The following is a 16,025-nucleotide window of genomic DNA, read 5'->3' on the forward strand; positions in this document are numbered from 1 at the left end:
TGAGCCTTTTCGTTGAATCCACAACAGCTAACGCAGGTAGAGCCAATTCATTCACCCAGGAGCGCGCAGCACTCCCGGGCCACGCCGCCAGGCTCAGCGGCTGATGATGACGTAGGTCTTGCGCAGGGTTTCCTTCACGTCCCACACGCCCAGGCTGTTGGCGGGCAGCAGCAGGGCGTCGCCGGCCTTGATCTCGATGGGCTCGCCGCCGTCCGGGGTGAAGGTGCAACTGCCGTGGGTGAAGTGGCAGAACTCCTGCTCGACGATCTGCCGGCGGAACTTGCCGGGGCTGCATTCCCATACGCCGGTTTCCACGCCGTCGGTGCGCTCGACGGAATGCACGCGGGTATGGGGCACCGGCTCGCCGACGGGCACCGGCACCGGGCTGGGTTCGGACAGGGGCAGGGTGTGGGTGTTCTGCAGCAGGGTGGCTTTCATGCAAGGGTTTCCAATCAGGGGGGGAGGGGGCTGCGCGGCGGGGCCGCGTCAGCGCATGAGGCTTTCCATGAAGGCGGCCAGGCGCACGGCCAGGGCTCGCCGCCAGGGGGCGCTGTGGGGGTTGGCCAGCACCCGGTCCTCGTGGACGAAGCTGCGGATGATGGCGTTGTAGCCGAGCCAGCGGCAGGGCTCCGGCTCCCAGGCGGCGAGGCGGTCCAGCGGGCCGTCGCCAAGTACCCAGGGCTGGCGGGTGAGCAGCGTCTCACGGCCGAGGATGAGGTCGGCCAGGGTGCGCCCGCCCAGGTTGGTGGCGCCGACGCCTTCGCCGCCGTAGCCGCCGGAGAGGGCGATGCCGTTGGCGCGGTCCACCAGCATGTGCGGCTGGAAGCGCCGGGCCATGCCGAGGTTGCCGCCCCAGCTGTGGGTCAGGCGCACGTTGCGCAACATGGGGAACAGCTCGCCGAACAGGTAGCGGCGCAGGCCCACTTCCTCGTCGTCGAGGTTGAAGTCTTCCCGCAGGCGGCCGCCGAAGCGGTAGCCGCCCCGGGCGCCGAAGGCCAGGCGGTTGTCGGCAGTGCGCTGGCCGTAGGTGACCTGGCGGCTGAATTCGCTGAACGCCTGGCCCTGTTCCAGGCCGATCTCGGCCCAGGTGGATTCCGGCAGCGGCTCGGTGGCCACCAGCAGGCTCTGCACCGGCAACTGGTAGCGCCCCAGGGGCGGCAGCGCTGCGGCGTAGCCTTCCACGGCGGGCACCACCCAGCGCGCTTTCACCTCGCCCTGCAGCGTGGTGACCCGGCCCGGTGCCCAGTCGGTGACCCGGCTCTGTTCGAACACCTGCACGCCGAGGCGCTCCACGGCGCTGGCCAGGCCGCGCACCAGGCGGGCCGGCTGGATAGTGGCGCAGTGCGGGCTGTAGAGGCCGCCCAGGGCCCCGGCCACGCGGATGTGCCCGGCCAGTTCGTGGGGCGCGAGCCAGCGGTAGTCGTCATCGTTCAGGCCTTCGGCGTGGAGGTCGTCGAGGTAGTGACGCAGGCGGGTTTCCTGCTCCGGGTAGCGGGCCGCGCAGTAGAGCACGCCGCCCTTGCGGTAGTCGCAGTCGATGCCCTCGCGGGTGAGCACCTCGGCCACCTCGTCGGGGATGCCGTGGAGCAGGTCCCAACTGGCGCGGCGCTCTTCACGGGGCAGGCGGGCCAGGGCGCGGTCCTCGCCCAGCAGGTTGCCCATCAGCCAGCCGCCGTTGCGCCCGCTGGCGCCGAAGCCGGCGATTTCCGACTCCAGCACCACCACCTTCAGTTCGGGGGCCTGGCGCTTGAGGTAGTAGGCGGTCCACAGGCCGGTGTAGCCGGCGCCGATGATGGCGACGTCGGCCTCCAGGCTGCCGCCCAGGGCCGGGCGGGGCGTGAGGGGCTCGTCGAGCTGGTCCATCCACAGGCTGATCGATTTCCAGGCCGGCATGGGCATTCCTCGGGTCTAAAGGGATCGTGGGCGGCAAGCCTAGTGGCTGCCGGTCGCCTTGTCGTGCGCGCGGGCACGCCGACAAGGCGGCGGGGCGCTCAGCCCTCGGCCTGCAGGCGCTTGAGGTAGGCCTTGGGCGACAGGCCGGTGTGCTGGCGGAAGCAGCGGTAGAAGGCCGAGAGGGAGTTGAAGCCGGCGGCGAAGGCTTGCTCGTCGATGCGTGCCACCGAGCGTTGCGCCTCCAGTTGGGCCAGCAGGTGACGCAGGCGCGCCTGGTTCACGTACTGGTAGAAGCTCTGGCCGAGCATCTGGTTGAGCAGGTAGGAAATCTGGTTGCGGGTGTAGCCGGTGGCGGTGGCCACCTGGTGCAGGTCCAGGGCCGGGTCGAGGTAGGGCTGGCTGCGCTGGAAGTAGTCCTCCAGGTCCCGCGCCAGCAGGCTCAACTGGCGGGCGGAGAGGCCCAGGCGGCTGGCGGCCGGGCGGCTGGAGCGCTCGGGCTCGCCGCTGGCGCGGGCATCGGCCACCAGCAGGGCGTACTCGTTGATGCGCCAGATCAGCCCGTCACGAACGGTAATGGCCTCGCTGGTACGAAAGGTACCGCTGCGGCCGACCCGCAGGCTGTACTGGATGAAGGCGGTGTCGCCGTCCACGCGGATGCGGTCGCTGTGCACCAGGAAGTCGTCCGGGGCGCTGGGCATGGTGGCGCGCACGTAGTCGCCCAGCTCCGCCAGGCGCATGCAGCGGTTCTGGAAGAAGTCGTTGTATTCCACCTCGGGGTGGTAGAGGGCGAGCACGGCGTCGATGTCGCGCGCCTTCCAGCTCAGGTGATAGCGCATCACCACCTCGCGGGTGGCCAGGGTCTGGGCGTCGGTGTCGTTCATGGCGGTGGCCGGTGGGGCAAAGCGGGGAGGATGCCAAAGCCCCGCGCGGCCTCACAAGGCCCTCTGAGACGCCTGCGGCGGTGGTGGATTCACTCTTTAGAGCGACAGGGATGAATCCCTCCTTGGTGCGCTTATCGCCTGCGCGGGTGACTGGTTAGGGTGGTGCCCTCCTTACACCCACCAGGAAAGCCGCATGACAAAAACAACAACGCGCGCAGTTTTCCGGCCGCACGCGCTGGCCGTCGCCATCACCCTGGGTTGCGCCACCCAGGCCCAGGCCGTGGACTTCAACATCGGCGAGATCGAGGGGCAGTTCGACTCCTCGCTCTCCGTCGGCGCCAGTTGGTCCATGCGCAACGGCGACCCGGACCTGATCAGCACCGTGAACGGCGGCAAGGGCCAGTCGTCCACCGGTGACGACGGCCGCCTCAACTTCAAGAAGGGCGAGACCTTCTCGAAGATCTTCAAGGGCATCCACGACCTGGAGCTGAAGTACCGCGACACCGGCATCTTCCTGCGCGGCAAGTACTGGTACGACTTCGAGCTGAAGGACGAGGACCGCCGCTTCAAGCCCATCAGCGACCACAACCGCAAGGAGGGCTCCAAGTCCGCCGGCGCGCAACTGCTGGATGCGTTCGTCTACCACAACTACACAATCGCCGACCTGCCGGGGAACGTCCGCCTCGGCAAGCAGGTGGTGAGCTGGGGCGAGAGCACCTTCATCGGCAACAGCATCAACGCCATCAACCCGGTGGACGTCTCCGCCTTCCGCCGTCCCGGCGCCGAGATCAAGGAAGGCCTGATCCCGGTGAACATGTTCTACCTGTCCCAGACCCTCACCGACCAGCTCAGCGTGGAAGGCTTCTACCAGTTGGAATGGGACCAGACCGTGCTGGACAACTGCGGCACCTTCTTCGGTGGCGACGTGGCCGCCGATGGCTGTGTGACCGGCTACACCGTGGGCTCCCCGGCCATCGCGCCGCTGCAGCCCATCGCCGCGGGCTTCGGCCAGGGCTTCCAGGTGGCCCGCGAGGGCGTGATCCTGCCCCGTGGTGGCGACCGCGACGCCCGCGACTCCGGCCAGTTCGGCGTAGCCCTGCGCTGGCTGGGCGACGAGACCGAGTACGGCGCGTACTTCATGAACTACCACAGCCGCACGCCGCTGGTGGGCACCCAGACCGCCAGCGCCGCGACCCTCGCCGCACTGCCCGGGATCATCAGCACGGCCAACGGCATCGTTGCCGGATCGGGCGCTGGCCTGGCGCAGAGCACCCTGCTGGGCAACGGCCGCTACTACCTGGAGTACCCCGAGGACATCCGGCTCTACGGCCTGAGCTTCTCCACCACCCTGCCCACCGGCACCGCCTGGAGCGGCGAGATCAGCTACCGCCCGAACGCACCGATCCAGCTCAACACCAACGACGTGACCCTGGCCCTGGTCAACCCGCTGGCCGGTGGCACTGCCTCGCCCATCGCCACTTCGGCCGGCGCCGACAACACCGGCTACAGGCGCAAGGAAATCACCCAGGTGCAGACCACCCTGACCCACTTCTTCGACCAGGTCCTGGGTGCCGAGCGCCTGACCCTGGTGGGCGAAGTCGGCCTGGCCCGCGTCGGCGGCCTGGAGAACCCCCGCGAGCTGCGCTACGGGCGTGACTCGGTCTACGGCACCTACGGCTTCGGCGGCGACACCCACGGCTTCGTCACCCGCACTTCCTGGGGCTACCGCACCCGCGCTGTGCTGGACTACGCCAACGTCATCGCCGGCATCAACCTCAAGCCCAACGTGGCCTGGTCCCACGACGTCGACGGCTACGGCCCCAACGGCCTCTTCAACGAAGGCGCCAAGGCCCTGAGCATCGGCCTCGATGCCGACTACCAGAACACCTACACCGCCAGCCTCAGTTACACCGACTTCTTCGGCGGCAAGTACAACACCCTGGTGGACCGCGACTTCCTCGCCGTCAGCTTCGGCATGAACTTCTGAGTGGACGAAACGACTATGCGCAAGACCCTCCTGCAAAGCACCGCCCTGGCCCTCAGCCTGCTGGCCAGCCAGGTGATGGCCGCAGTTTCCGCCGATGAAGCCGCCCAGCTCGGCACCACCCTCACCCCCCTGGGCGCGGAGCAGGCCGGCAATGCCGACGGCAGCATCCCCGCCTGGACCGGTGGCATCGGCAAGGACGCCGGCGCCGTGGACGCCAAGGGCTTCCTCGCCGACCCCTTCGCCAACGAGAAGCCGCTGTTCACCATCACCGCGCAGAACGTGGACCAGTACAAGGACAAGCTTTCCGACGGCCAGGTGGCGATGCTCAAGCGCTACCCCGAGACCTACCGCATCCCGGTGTACCCCACTCACCGCACCGTGAACGTGCCCCAGGCCGTACAGGACGCCGCGAAGAAAAGTGCGCTGTACGTCCAGCCCATCAACGACGGCAACGGCCTCGCCCACTTCACCGAAAGCCGCTACTACGCCTTCCCCATCCCCAAGAGCGGCGTGGAAGTGATCTGGAACCACGTCACCCGCTACCGGGGCGGCAACCTGCGCCGGGTCATCACCCAGGCCACGCCCCAGGTGAACGGCTCCTACACCCCCATCCGCTTCGAGGAAGAAGTGGCCGTGCCCCAGGAGATGCCCGACCTGCCGGCCGCCAAGGGCGAGAACGTGCTGACCTTCTTCAAGCAGCAGGTCACCGCCCCCTCGCGCCTGGCCGGCAACGTGCTGCTGGTGCACGAAACCCTCGACCAGGTGAAGGAGCCGCGCCTGGCGTGGATCTACAACGCCGGCCAGCGCCGCGTGCGCCGTGCGCCCCAGGTGGCCTACGACGGCCCCGGCACCGCCGCCGACGGCCTGCGCACCTCGGACAACTTCGACATGTTCTCCGGCGCACCGGACCGCTACGACTGGAAGCTGGTGGGCAAGAAGGAGATGTACATCCCCTACAACAGCTACAAGCTGGACTCGCCCTCGCTCAAGTACGACGACATCATCAAGGCCGGCCACATCAACCAGGACCTGACCCGCTACGAACTGCACCGCGTGTGGGAAGTAGTCGCCACGGTGAAACCGGGTGAGCGACACATCTACGCCAAGCGCCACATGTACATCGACGAAGACAGTTGGCAGGTGGCCCTGGTGGACCACTACGACGGCCGTGGCCAGTTGTGGCGCGTCGCCGAGGGCCACGCCCAGTTCTACTACCATCACCAGGTACCGGCCTACACCCTGGAGGCGCTGTACGACATCATCGCCGGCCGCTACCTGGCCCTGGGCATGAAGAACGAAGAGAAGCGCAGCTTCGAGTTCGGCTTCGTCGGCAAGGCTGCCGACTACACCCCGGCCGCCCTGCGCAACGCCGGCGTTCGCTAGTTGTCCCACCCGCGCACAAGGACGTGCGCGGTCCCTTGCTTGTCAGTGACGCATGACAGCGGCCTTCGGGCCGCTTTTTTGTGGCGGTGTCCCAATCCTCCTCGCGGCTCGCCTGGCAAGGCGCACCGCAATCCATTCGCAACGTTCGATGACCAGCCTGGCACCGCACACTCGGCCCCGTCCCTTATGGCCCCGGATCAGAGGGCTGAATGATCCTTCAACAAGCCCACCCCTCGCGCCTAGGGTGGCGCCACGAGCAGCCCTGAACAGAACAAGAGGCAGCCGGCATGTCCTCACTGAACCTCATCGCGCCACCGGTGTGCCTGCCCAGGCTGCCGGCCCTGCATGTCGCCCGTCCCCGGCTGGTGGAACCCCTGCTGGCCAGCGCCGCGCGCCTGCGCCTGCTCTGTGCGCCCGCCGGCTGTGGCAAGAGCGTGCTGCTGCTGGAGTGCGCCCAGCGCCGGCCCCCGGGCCACGCCCTGCACTGGCTGCCCCTGGGCGGCAGCGAGGGCGAGGCCGGGTTGCGCGCCATCCTCGCCTCCGCGCTCGGGCTGGAGGCGGACGACGAGCCCAGCCTGCTGCGCGCCCTGGCCGTCTGGCGCAGCCCCACCTGGCTGATGCTGGACGACTACGCCCGCCAACCCGACCCCGCCCTCGACGCCTGCCTCGACCGACTCATCGCCGCCAGTGGCGGCGCCATCACCTGGTGGCTGAGCACCCGCCGCCGCCCCACCTGCAACCTCCCGCGCCTGCTGATCGACGGCGACCTGCTGGAGTTCGACGCCGCCACCCTGGCCTTCCAGTCCAACGAACTGGTGCCGCTGCTGCGGGACTCCCGCCAGCCCTGGCCGACCGATGCGCCCGCGCGCCTGCACGAGCGCACCGGCGGTTGGTGCGCCGGGGTACGCATGGCCCTGCTGGAGCCGGTGGAGTGGGGCTTTGCCGATCCGCTGCAGCGCCAGGCCCTGTCCACCACCCTCATGGGCTACCTGGATCACGAACTGTTCGCCGGCCTGGGCCAGGAGCTCAGCGAAGCCTGGCACGCCCTGGTGCACCTGCCGCGCTTCAATGCCGACCTCTGCGAACACCTGTTCGGCCCGGGGGAGGGCGCCGGCCTGCTGCGTGAGCTGGAAGCCCTCGGCGGCTTTGTCGAGAGCGTGCCCGAGGCGCCCGGCTGGTTCCGCCTGTTCCCGCCCCTGGCCCGGCAGGTGCGCGCCCGCGATGGCAGCGGCGGGCGTGGCTGGCACCTGCGTGCCTGCCAGTGGTTCGCCGCGCGCCAGGACTGGCCGGCGGCCATCGAGCACGCGCTGGAGGCCAGCCAGCCCGAAGTGGCCGTCAGCCTGCTGCAGCACTACGGCGTGCGCGAGCTGTTCATCGGGCGCAACGCCGCCTTGCTGCTGCGTCTGCACGCCGACGTGGGCGAAGACCTGCTGCGAATCTCGCCGCATTCCCTGCGGCTGCTGGCCGGCGCCCTGCTGTTCGCCGGGCGCCTGGATGAAGCGGCGCGCTGTATCGCCGAGCAGGGTCGCTTCCTGCCCCAGCCGGATGCCCGCCAACAGCGGCGCCTGGTGGCTTACTGGCAGGCGCAACACGGCCTGCTGGCGCACTTCCAGGGTGACGGGCCCAATGCCCGGCTGCACCTGGGTGAAGCCCTGGTCGGCCTTGATGAGGACGCCTGGGACCAGCGGCTGATCTGCTATTCCGCGCTCACCCAGCAGGCCCTGCTGGCTGGCGAACTGGACCAGGCCCAGTCCCTGAACCGCGAGGCCCTGGTGCTGGCACGCAGCCAGGGCTGTCTGCTGCTGGAAGCCTTCCTCGAACTCGACCACGCCCAGTTGCTGGAGCACCGGGGCGCGCTGCTGCGGGCCGATGCCGTGCTGGAGCGAGCGCAGACCTTTCTCATGGGGCAGGCGCTGGACGCCAGCCCGCTGCTGGGCCGCATCGCCTTGCGCCGGGGCCGCCTGGCCCTGCGCCAGGGCCAGGAGAACGCGGCCCGCCAGCACTACCAGTCCGGCCTGCGCGAGGCCCGTGCCTGCGAGGACTACCGGGCCCTCTACGGCTACCTCGGCCTGGCCGTGCTGGATGCCAACCAGCGCGCCTTCGACCAGGCCTTCGACCGCCTGCGCGAGGCCGAGCGCCTCATGCAGTTGCGGCACATTCCCGAACGGGTCTACCGCGCCGTGTTGCTGCAGGTGAGCAGCAGGCTGCTGCTCATGCAGGGCCGCGCCGGCCAGGCCCGCCATGCCTTGCTGCGGGTGCTGCGGCACTTCCGGGGCGAACACGCCGTGCAGGCGCCGCCGGCGACCCTCGACCTGATCCCGCGCATCGAATGGCAACTGGCCCTGGCCGAGTTGTACGAAGGTGAAGTGTTCAACGCCCGGCAGCGGCTGCTCGGGCAGTTGCAGAAGGCGCGGGAGAAGGGGCTCCAGGCCCTGGAGGTGGAAGTCCACCTGGCCCTGGCGGAAACCGAATACCTCAGCGGCGAGGCCGGCACCGCCGCTGCCGTGTTGCGCAACGCCCTGGCCCTCGCCAGCCAGTTGAACCTGCAACAACCGGTGCGCGAACTGCGCCTGCGCCAGCCGGAGATGCTGCGTGAACTGGGGGTGGAGGAGGGCGAAGCATTGGACGAGGACAGCGGCCCGCTGAGCCCCCGCGAGCTGGAAGTGCTGGGGCTGATCGCCCAGGGCAGTTCCAACCAGGAAATCGCCGAGCGCCTGTTCATCTCCCTGCACACGGTGAAGACCCACGCCCGGCGCATCAACGGCAAGCTCGGGGTCAAGCGGCGTACCCAGGCGGTGGCCCACGCCAAGGCGCTGGGCCTGATGTAGCGGTCAGTGCAGCGGCGGCGGGGCACCCAGTTGTTCCAGGCGGCGGCTGAGCAGCAGCCGCTGGGTCGCGTCTTCGCACAGCAGCAGCGCCCGCTCCAGGTCGTAGCGTTCGGCCTGGGGGCACTCCAACTGCTTGTAGATGTCGGCCCGCGCCAGGTGGTCGATCAGGTTGGCCGGGCCCAGTTCCAGCACCCGCTCCGCATCCTTCAGCGCCTCCTCCACCTGCTCGGCCTGCAAATGCAGCAGGCGCAGGTTGCGGGACAGCCGCTGCAGTTGCTCCAGCGCCGAACAGGGGCGCATGTGCTCGGCCAGCAGCTCGGCCTTCGGCCCCAGGGTACGCAGCAGCAGCTCGCGGCAATCCCGGGGGTAGAGGCGGCGGCCGGTGCAGGGGTCCAGCAGGTGGTCGGCGGCGGGCACCCGCACCAGGAAGTGGCCGGGGAAATTCACCCCCGCCAGGGGAATCTCCAGGCGCGCCGCCAGTGCCTGGGCCACCAGGGCCAGCGACAGGGGCTGGCCCCGGCGCCGCACCAGCACCTGGTCGAGCAGCGCGGCGCGTGGCTGCAGCGGCTGGTCGTCTTCCTCGCAGAAGTCCAGCTCCGCCATCCGCCGCAGCAGCGGTTGCGCCAGGTCCGCCGGCGGCGCTTCGGGCAGCCCGGCGGCCACCTCCCGCAGCAGGTGGTCGAACACCCGCAGGGCGTCGACCGGTGCCCGGCGCGGGTCATGCTCGGCGGCGATCCACAGGGCCGCCTCCAGCAGCGCCGGCGGGGTTTTCTGCACACAGTCCAGGCAGTGTTGTCGCGGGGTCATCGGGGCTCTCCGTGTCGCCTCTGCGGTTTGTAGCCGGACCGTCCGCCTTCGTCCAGTGGGTCGGCGGCCGGGTTCCGGTGGGCGGCCTATACTCCCTGGCAACCTCAGCAAGGGGCCCGCCATGTTCAACCAGATGGAAGGCGCTCGGCTCGAAGCGCTCCACCTCGCCCAGGACCCGGTCACCGGCCTGCGCGCGATCATCGCCATTCACGACACCCGCCTGGGGCCGGCCCTCGGCGGCTGCCGCTACCTCGCCTACCCCGACGACGACAGCGCGTTGCGTGACGCCATCCGCCTGGCCCAGGGCATGAGCTACAAGGCCGCACTGGCCGGGCTGCCCCACGGCGGCGGCAAGGCCGTGATCCTGCGGCCTGCCCACGTGCCCGATCGCGCTGCGCTGTTCGAAGCCTTCGGGCGCATGGTGGAGAGCCTCGGCGGCCGCTACATCACCGCCGTGGACAGCGGCACCTCCAGCCTCGACATGGACTGCGTCGCCCTGCACACCCGCCACGTCACCAGCACCCAGGCCGACGGCGACCCCTCGCCCTGCACCGCCCTGGGGGTGTTCGCCGGCATCCGCGCCAGTGCCCTGGCACGCCTGGGCAGCGACGACCTGGAGGGCCTGCGCATCGCCGTGCAGGGGCTCGGCAACGTCGGCTACGCCCTTGCCGAGCAACTGGCCGCAGCCGGCGCCGAGCTGCTGGTCAGCGACCTCGACCCCGGCCGCGTGCAACTGGCGGTGGAGCAGTTGGGCGCCCACCCGGTGGCCAGCGAAGCGCTGCTCACCACCCCCTGCGACATCCTCGCGCCCTGTGGCCTGGGCGGTGTGCTCAATACCCAGAGCGCCCCCCAGTTGCGCTGCGCCGTGGTGGCCGGGGCGGCGAACAACCAGTTGGCCAGCCCCGACATCGCCGACCTGCTGGAAGCGCGCGGCATCCTCTACGCGCCCGACTACGTGATCAATTCCGGAGGCCTGATCCACGTTGCCCTGCGTCACCGGGGCGACGACATGCCGGCCATCACCGCGCACCTGGCGCGGATCAGCCAGCGCCTGACCGACATCTACGCCCACGCCCAGGCCGACAAGCGCTCACCGGCGCGGGTCGCCGATGCGTTGGCCGAGCGCCTGCTCTACGGCTGAGCGGCGCCCACGCGGCCCGGCCGAGATCCAGGCCGGGCCAGGTTCGGCGCCATGAGCGCCGTCATCCCTGCGCACCCACAAGGTGAGGAGGCGACATGCACACACGGATCGACCTGCCCCATACCCGCTACCTAGCGGCCGACGGGAGCCCCGTCGGCGACCTGCCGCCCTGGGCGGATGACTTCAACCAGCTGGCCCGGCTCTACCGGCGCATGCTGCTCACCCGCCTGTTCGACCAGAAGGCCGTGGCCCTGCAACGCACCGGCCGCATCGGCACCTACGCGCCCACCCTCGGGCAGGAGGCCATCGGCGTCGGCATCGGCGCGCGCATGCAGCCCGAGGACGTGCTGGTGCCCTACTACCGCGACACCGCCGTGCAACTGATGCGCGGCGTCGCCATGGAGGAAATCCTCCTCTACTGGGGCGGTGACGAGCGCGGCAGCGCCTACGCCGAGCCCGCCGCCGGGCAGGACTTCCCGCTCTGCGTGCCCATCGCCACCCAGGCCCTGCACGCCTGCGGGGTGGCCACCGCGTTCAAGATCCGTGGCGAGCACCGTGTCGCCGTCACCACCTGCGGCGACGGCGCCACCAGCAAGGGCGACTTCCTCGAAGCACTCAACGTCGCCGGCGCCTGGCAGTTGCCGGTGGTCTTCGTGGTCAACAACAACCAGTGGGCCATCTCCGTGCCCCGGCGCATCCAGTGCGGCGCGCCGACCCTGGCGCAGAAGGCCCTGGGCGCCGGCTTCCACGGCGAACAGGTGGACGGCAACGACATCCTCGCCGTCTACGACCGGGTCGGTGCCGCCATCGAACGCGCCCGCCAGGGCAAGGGGCCGACCCTGGTGGAATGCCTCAGCTACCGCCTGGGCGACCACACCACCGCCGACGACGCCACCCGCTACCGCAGCGCCGAGGAGGTGCACCAGGCCTGGGAAGAGGAGCCCATCAAGCGCCTGCGCGCCTACCTCGCCGCCAGCGGCGTATGGGACGAAGCCCGCGAGCAGGCGCTCATCACCGACTGCCAGCGCGAGGTGCAGGCCGCAGTGGAGCGCTTCGAGCACGCCGGCCGCGAAGGCCCCGAAGCCGTGCTGGATCACGTCTATGCCCGCTGGCCGGCAGCCCTGGCCGACCAGCGCGACCTGGTGCTGGAGCGTGCCGCGCGCCGCGAGGAGAACCGCCATGACTGACACCCCCAAGCGCAGCCTGCTGGAAGCGGTGAACCTGGCCCTGCACCGCGCCATGGGCGAAGACGAGAACGTGGTGGTGCTGGGCGAGGACGTCGGCGTCAACGGCGGCGTGTTCCGCGCCACCCTCGGACTGCGCGATGCCTACGGTTTCAAGCGCGTCATCGACACGCCCCTGGCGGAAACCATGATCGCCGGGCTCAGCGTCGGCATGGCCGCCCAGGGCCTCAAACCGGTGATGGAGATCCAGTTCCTCGGCTTCATCTACGCCGCCATGGAGCACCTGGTGTCCCACGCCAGCCGCCTGCGCAACCGCACCCGTGGGCGCCTGTCCTGCCCACTGGTGGTGCGCAGCCCCATGGGCGCCGGCATCCGCGCGCCGGAGCACCACAGCGAAAGCACCGAGGCACTGTTCGCCCACCTTCCCGGCGTGCGCGTGGTGATCCCCTCGTCGCCGGCCCGCGCCTACGGCCTGCTGCTGGCCGCCATCGACGACCCGGACCCGGTGATCCTCCTCGAACCCACCCGGCTCTACCGGATGAACCCGCAACCCCTGGTGGACGACGGCCGGCGCCTGCCGCTGGACCGCTGCTTCACCCTGCGCGAGGGCAGCGACCTGACCCTGGTGACCTGGGGCGCCAGCGTGCTGGAAACCCTGGAGGCCGCCCGGCAACTGGAGGCGCGCGGCATCAGTGCCGAGGTGATCGACGTCGCCTGCGTCAAACCGCTGGACCTGGAGACCCTCGAAGCCTCGGTGCGCAAGACCGGCCGCTGCATCATCGTCCACGAGGCGCCGCGCAGTTGCGGGGTCGGCGCCGAGATCGCCGCCAGCCTCTACGAGCGTGTTATCACCGACCTGCAGGCCCCCATCCTGCGGGTCACCGCACCGGACATCCCGCCGCCGCTCTACCGACAGGAATCCCTCTACATCCCCGGTCCCGACGACATCCTCGCCGCGTGCGAGCACGTCCTCGACCCCGCCTGAGGAGACGACCATGAACTACTTCAAGCTGCCCGACCTCGGCGAAGGCCTGCAGGATGCCGAAATCGTCGAATGGCACATCAAGCCCGGCGACCGCGTGCACGCCGACCAACTGGTGGTCTCGGTGGAGACCGCCAAGGCCCTGGTGGACATCCCCGCCCCGCGCGACGGCGTGGTCGCCAAGCTGTTCGGCCAGGAGGGCGACATCCTCCACGTCGGCGAACCGCTGCTGGCTTACGAAGGCGCGGACCAGGACGCCGGCACCGTGGTCGGTCGCCTCGACGGCGGCGGCGAAAGCCATGCCGACCAGTTCTTCATCGGTGCCGCACCCTCCACCCAGGAACACCTCGCCCCCCGCGCCACCCCGGCCGTGCGCCAACTGGCCCGGCAACTGGGGGTGGAGCTGGTCGGCCTCGCCGGCAGCGGCGCCGACGGGCTGATCACCCGCGCTGACGTGGAGGCCGCCGCCCAGCATGCCCGCGACCGTTTCGGCGGCGACCGGCTGCGCGGCGTGCGCCGCAGCATGGCGATCAACATGGCGCGCTCCCACGCCGAGGTGGTGCCGGTGACCCTCTACGGCGACGCCGACCTGCACCGCTGGGCCCAGGCCCGCGACCCGCTGATCCGCATCGCCCAGGCCATCGCCGAAGCCTGCCGCGCCGAGCCGATCCTCAACAGTTGGTTCGACGGCCGCATGCTCGCCATCCGCCAGCACGAGCAACTGGACCTCGGCATCGCCGTGGACACCCCCGACGGGCTCTTCGTCCCCGTGCTGCGCAAGGTCGGCGAGCGCAGCGCCGAGGACCTGCGCGACGGCATCGCGCGGCTGCGCGCCGACGTCCAGGCACGCTCCATTCCTCCCCAGGAAATGATGGGCGCCACCCTCACCCTGTCCAACTTCGGCACCCTGTTCGGGCGTTACGCCAACCCGGTGGTGGTGCCGCCCCAGGTGGCCATCATCGGCGCCGGCGGCATCCGTGACGAAGTGGTGGCCTGGGAGGGCCAGCCGGCGGTCCATCCGGTGCTGCCGCTGTCGATCACCTTCGACCACCGGGCCGTCACCGGCGGCGAGGCGGCGCGCTTCTTCAAGGCCCTGGTGCAGGCACTGGAACGGCCCTGATCGACCTCTGCGGGCCCCGTTATACGGGGCCTGCAGAGGTTTTCCACAGGGCGCCCTGGCGACCCTCGTATCCCTGTTGCTCCCCATCCCCCGGGCGCTTGCGTCGGGTGGTGCGGAACGCCTGTCGGTCGACCATCAACAGCCATTCACAGTGGCTGGCGCTGGGCTATAACTCCCTATGCCCTGAGTCAACTATTCCTTTGCTTCGGAGAAGCCATGGACGTGCACGCTTCAGCTGTTCCGTTCGACCCGACGTCGTCCCTGCCCCAGGCCCGGTTGCATGCTGCGGACCAGTTGATGACCCGGCTGGAGCTTTCGGCCGATGGGCAGGTGCTGGACGCCAACCCCCGCTTCCTGGCCATGCTGGGTTATGAACTGGCCGACCTCCAGGGCCAGCACCACCGCATCCTGCTGCCCCCGGAAGACGCCGGTGCCCCTGCCTACGAGGCGTTCTGGGCGGACCTGCGCAAAGGCCAGGCCTGGGAGGGAGAGTTCCACTACCGCGACAGCCAGGGGCGCGATGTCTGGCTGCGCGGTGGCTGTTGCCCGTTGCTGGATGCCGAAGGGCACACCCAGCGCATCATCGAATACGCCATCGACCTGACCGAGCAGAAGCACCTCACCGCCAATTTCCAGGGCCAGCTCGATGCGCTGAGCCGGGTGATGGGCAAGGTGGAGTTCGCCCTGGACGGGACCATCCTCGACGCCAACCCGCGCTTCCTGGAAACGGTTGGTTACTCGTTGGAGGAGCTGAAGGGCCAGCACCACAGCCGCCTGGTGGACCCGGACTATGCCCAGTCCGCCGACTACCGCACCTTCTGGGACACCCTGCGGCGCGGCGAATACCTGGCCGGCGAGTTCTGCCGGGTGGCCAAGGACGGGCACGAAGTGTGGATCCAGGGCTCCTACAACCCGGTGCTGGACCTGGACCGCAAGCCCTGCAAGATCGTCAAGTTCGCCACCGATATCACCGCCCAGGTGGAGCAGAACCGCCAGCTCAAGCAGGCGATGGAGGAGGCCGAGGAGGCCGCCCGGGTGCGCGAGGAACTGCACAAGTCACTGCAGGAGATGTCCACCCCGGTCACCCCCATCTGGGACGGCATCCTCCTTCTGCCGCTGGTGGGCATCATCGACTCCATGCGCACCGCCGACGTGATGAACAAGTCGCTGACCAAGATCGCCGAGACCCGTGCCCGGGTGTTCGTGCTGGACATCGCCGGCGTCGCCACGGTGGACACCGGGGTCGCCAACCAACTGATCAAGATCACCAAGGCCACCCAGTTCATGGGCTGCGAGGCGATCATCTCCGGGGTGTCCCCGGCCATCGCCCGGACCATGGTGGAGCTGGGCGTCTCGGTGGGTGACATCCGCACCACCGCCACCCTGCGCGACGCCTTCGAAATCGCACTGAAGCGAGTCGGTTCCGCGCTCTAGGAGGCGGTCATGGAGTGGGAAAGCAACGACCTGGGCATCGCCGACGTCGCCGAGTGCATCGTCGTCAGCATGCGCCCGGACCTGGGCGACGAGGGTATGCAGCGGCTCACTCAGGTGCTGTCCCAGCGGCTGCTCACGGGGCGTCAGCACGCCGTGCTGCTGGACTTCTCGGCGGTCACCCTGCTGGATCACCACGAGTTCCGCGAGGTGCGCAAGCTGGCGGATGTGTGCCGCCTGCTCGGCGCCATCTGCCTGCTGGTGGGGTTGAACCCCGGCATCGCCGCGTTCCTCGCACTGGCCGACGCCGAACCCGGCCCGTTGCGCTGCTTCCTCGACATGGACACTGCGCTGGCCAATGCGCGCGACCGCCGTGAGGAGCCCTAGC

At 69.7% G+C, this 16,025-nt stretch carries 13 protein-coding genes; 9 read left to right on the top strand and 4 right to left on the bottom strand.

The features are described 5' to 3' along the window. Positions 1 to 93: 93 nt before the first annotated feature. From A7D27_RS02490 to A7D27_RS02500, 3 genes are all read right to left on the bottom strand, one after another. The gene (locus A7D27_RS02490; RefSeq protein ID WP_069562311.1) at positions 94 to 438 is read right to left on the bottom strand and encodes a cupin domain-containing protein; all 345 of its coding nucleotides are present in this window, start codon (positions 436 to 438) and stop codon (positions 94 to 96) included. 48 nt (positions 439 to 486) lie between these two features. Then, positions 487 to 1,893: an FAD-binding oxidoreductase gene (locus A7D27_RS02495; protein WP_069562312.1), complete on the bottom strand. Its 1,407-nt coding sequence runs from the start codon at positions 1,891 to 1,893 to the stop codon at positions 487 to 489. Positions 1,894 to 1,991: 98 nt separating this feature from the next. Further along, positions 1,992 to 2,729, bottom strand: a complete 738-nt coding sequence (locus A7D27_RS02500; protein ID WP_044411493.1) for a nuclear transport factor 2 family protein — start codon at positions 2,727 to 2,729, stop codon at positions 1,992 to 1,994. A 238-nt stretch (positions 2,730 to 2,967) separates the two neighbouring features. On the opposite strand from A7D27_RS02500, the gene A7D27_RS02505 reads away from it, so the two are divergent. The 3 genes from A7D27_RS02505 to A7D27_RS02515 all read left to right on the top strand — a co-directional run bounded on the left by A7D27_RS02505 (position 2,968) and on the right by A7D27_RS02515 (position 8,972). Continuing rightward, a complete protein-coding gene (locus A7D27_RS02505) occupies positions 2,968 to 4,761 on the top strand; it encodes a DUF1302 domain-containing protein (RefSeq protein WP_069562313.1) in 1,794 nt (597 codons plus the stop codon). Positions 4,762 to 4,776: 15 nt separating this feature from the next. Then, the gene (locus A7D27_RS02510) at positions 4,777 to 6,144 is read left to right on the top strand and encodes a DUF1329 domain-containing protein (RefSeq protein WP_069563986.1); all 1,368 of its coding nucleotides are present in this window, start codon (positions 4,777 to 4,779) and stop codon (positions 6,142 to 6,144) included. 287 nt (positions 6,145 to 6,431) lie between these two features. After that, on the top strand, positions 6,432 to 8,972 hold the full coding sequence (locus A7D27_RS02515; RefSeq protein ID WP_069563987.1) for a LuxR C-terminal-related transcriptional regulator: 2,541 nt from the start codon (positions 6,432 to 6,434) through the stop codon (positions 8,970 to 8,972). Between the two features lie 3 nt (positions 8,973 to 8,975). Here A7D27_RS02515 and A7D27_RS02520 read toward each other — a convergent pair whose 3' ends face one another. Continuing rightward, positions 8,976 to 9,779: a SirB1 family protein gene (locus A7D27_RS02520; RefSeq protein ID WP_069563988.1), complete on the bottom strand. Its 804-nt coding sequence runs from the start codon at positions 9,777 to 9,779 to the stop codon at positions 8,976 to 8,978. A gap of 121 nt (positions 9,780 to 9,900) precedes the next feature. Here A7D27_RS02520 and A7D27_RS02525 point away from each other — a divergent pair, with 121 nt between their 5' ends. The 6 genes from A7D27_RS02525 to A7D27_RS02550 all read left to right on the top strand — a co-directional run bounded on the left by A7D27_RS02525 (position 9,901) and on the right by A7D27_RS02550 (position 16,024). Then, complete coding sequence (locus A7D27_RS02525) at positions 9,901 to 10,920, top strand: Glu/Leu/Phe/Val dehydrogenase dimerization domain-containing protein (RefSeq protein ID WP_069559422.1); 1,020 nt, start codon at positions 9,901 to 9,903, stop codon at positions 10,918 to 10,920. 95 nt (positions 10,921 to 11,015) lie between these two features. Further along, positions 11,016 to 12,107 (top strand): pyruvate dehydrogenase (acetyl-transferring) E1 component subunit alpha, encoded by a 1,092-nt coding sequence (gene pdhA / locus A7D27_RS02530; protein ID WP_069563989.1) that lies wholly within the window; start codon positions 11,016 to 11,018, stop codon positions 12,105 to 12,107. Further along, a complete protein-coding gene (locus A7D27_RS02535) occupies positions 12,100 to 13,089 on the top strand; it encodes an alpha-ketoacid dehydrogenase subunit beta (RefSeq protein ID WP_069563990.1) in 990 nt (329 codons plus the stop codon). The genes pdhA and A7D27_RS02535 overlap by 8 nt, the downstream gene beginning before the upstream one ends. A 10-nt stretch (positions 13,090 to 13,099) precedes the next feature. After that, positions 13,100 to 14,206 (top strand): dihydrolipoamide acetyltransferase family protein, encoded by a 1,107-nt coding sequence (locus A7D27_RS02540; protein ID WP_069559419.1) that lies wholly within the window; start codon positions 13,100 to 13,102, stop codon positions 14,204 to 14,206. A gap of 216 nt (positions 14,207 to 14,422) precedes the next feature. After that, complete coding sequence (locus A7D27_RS02545) at positions 14,423 to 15,640, top strand: PAS domain-containing protein (RefSeq protein WP_069559418.1); 1,218 nt, start codon at positions 14,423 to 14,425, stop codon at positions 15,638 to 15,640. Positions 15,641 to 15,649: 9 nt separating this feature from the next. Then, positions 15,650 to 16,024 carry an anti-anti-sigma factor gene (locus A7D27_RS02550; RefSeq protein WP_069559417.1) on the top strand — a complete coding sequence of 125 codons (375 nt, stop codon included), beginning with the start codon at positions 15,650 to 15,652 and terminating at the stop codon, positions 16,022 to 16,024. The last annotated feature ends 1 nt before the right edge of the window (position 16,025 follow it).

This window comes from Pseudomonas sp. 1D4 (assembly GCF_001728925.1).
In the GTDB taxonomy this organism is placed as follows: Bacteria; Pseudomonadota; Gammaproteobacteria; order Pseudomonadales; family Pseudomonadaceae; genus Metapseudomonas; species Metapseudomonas otitidis.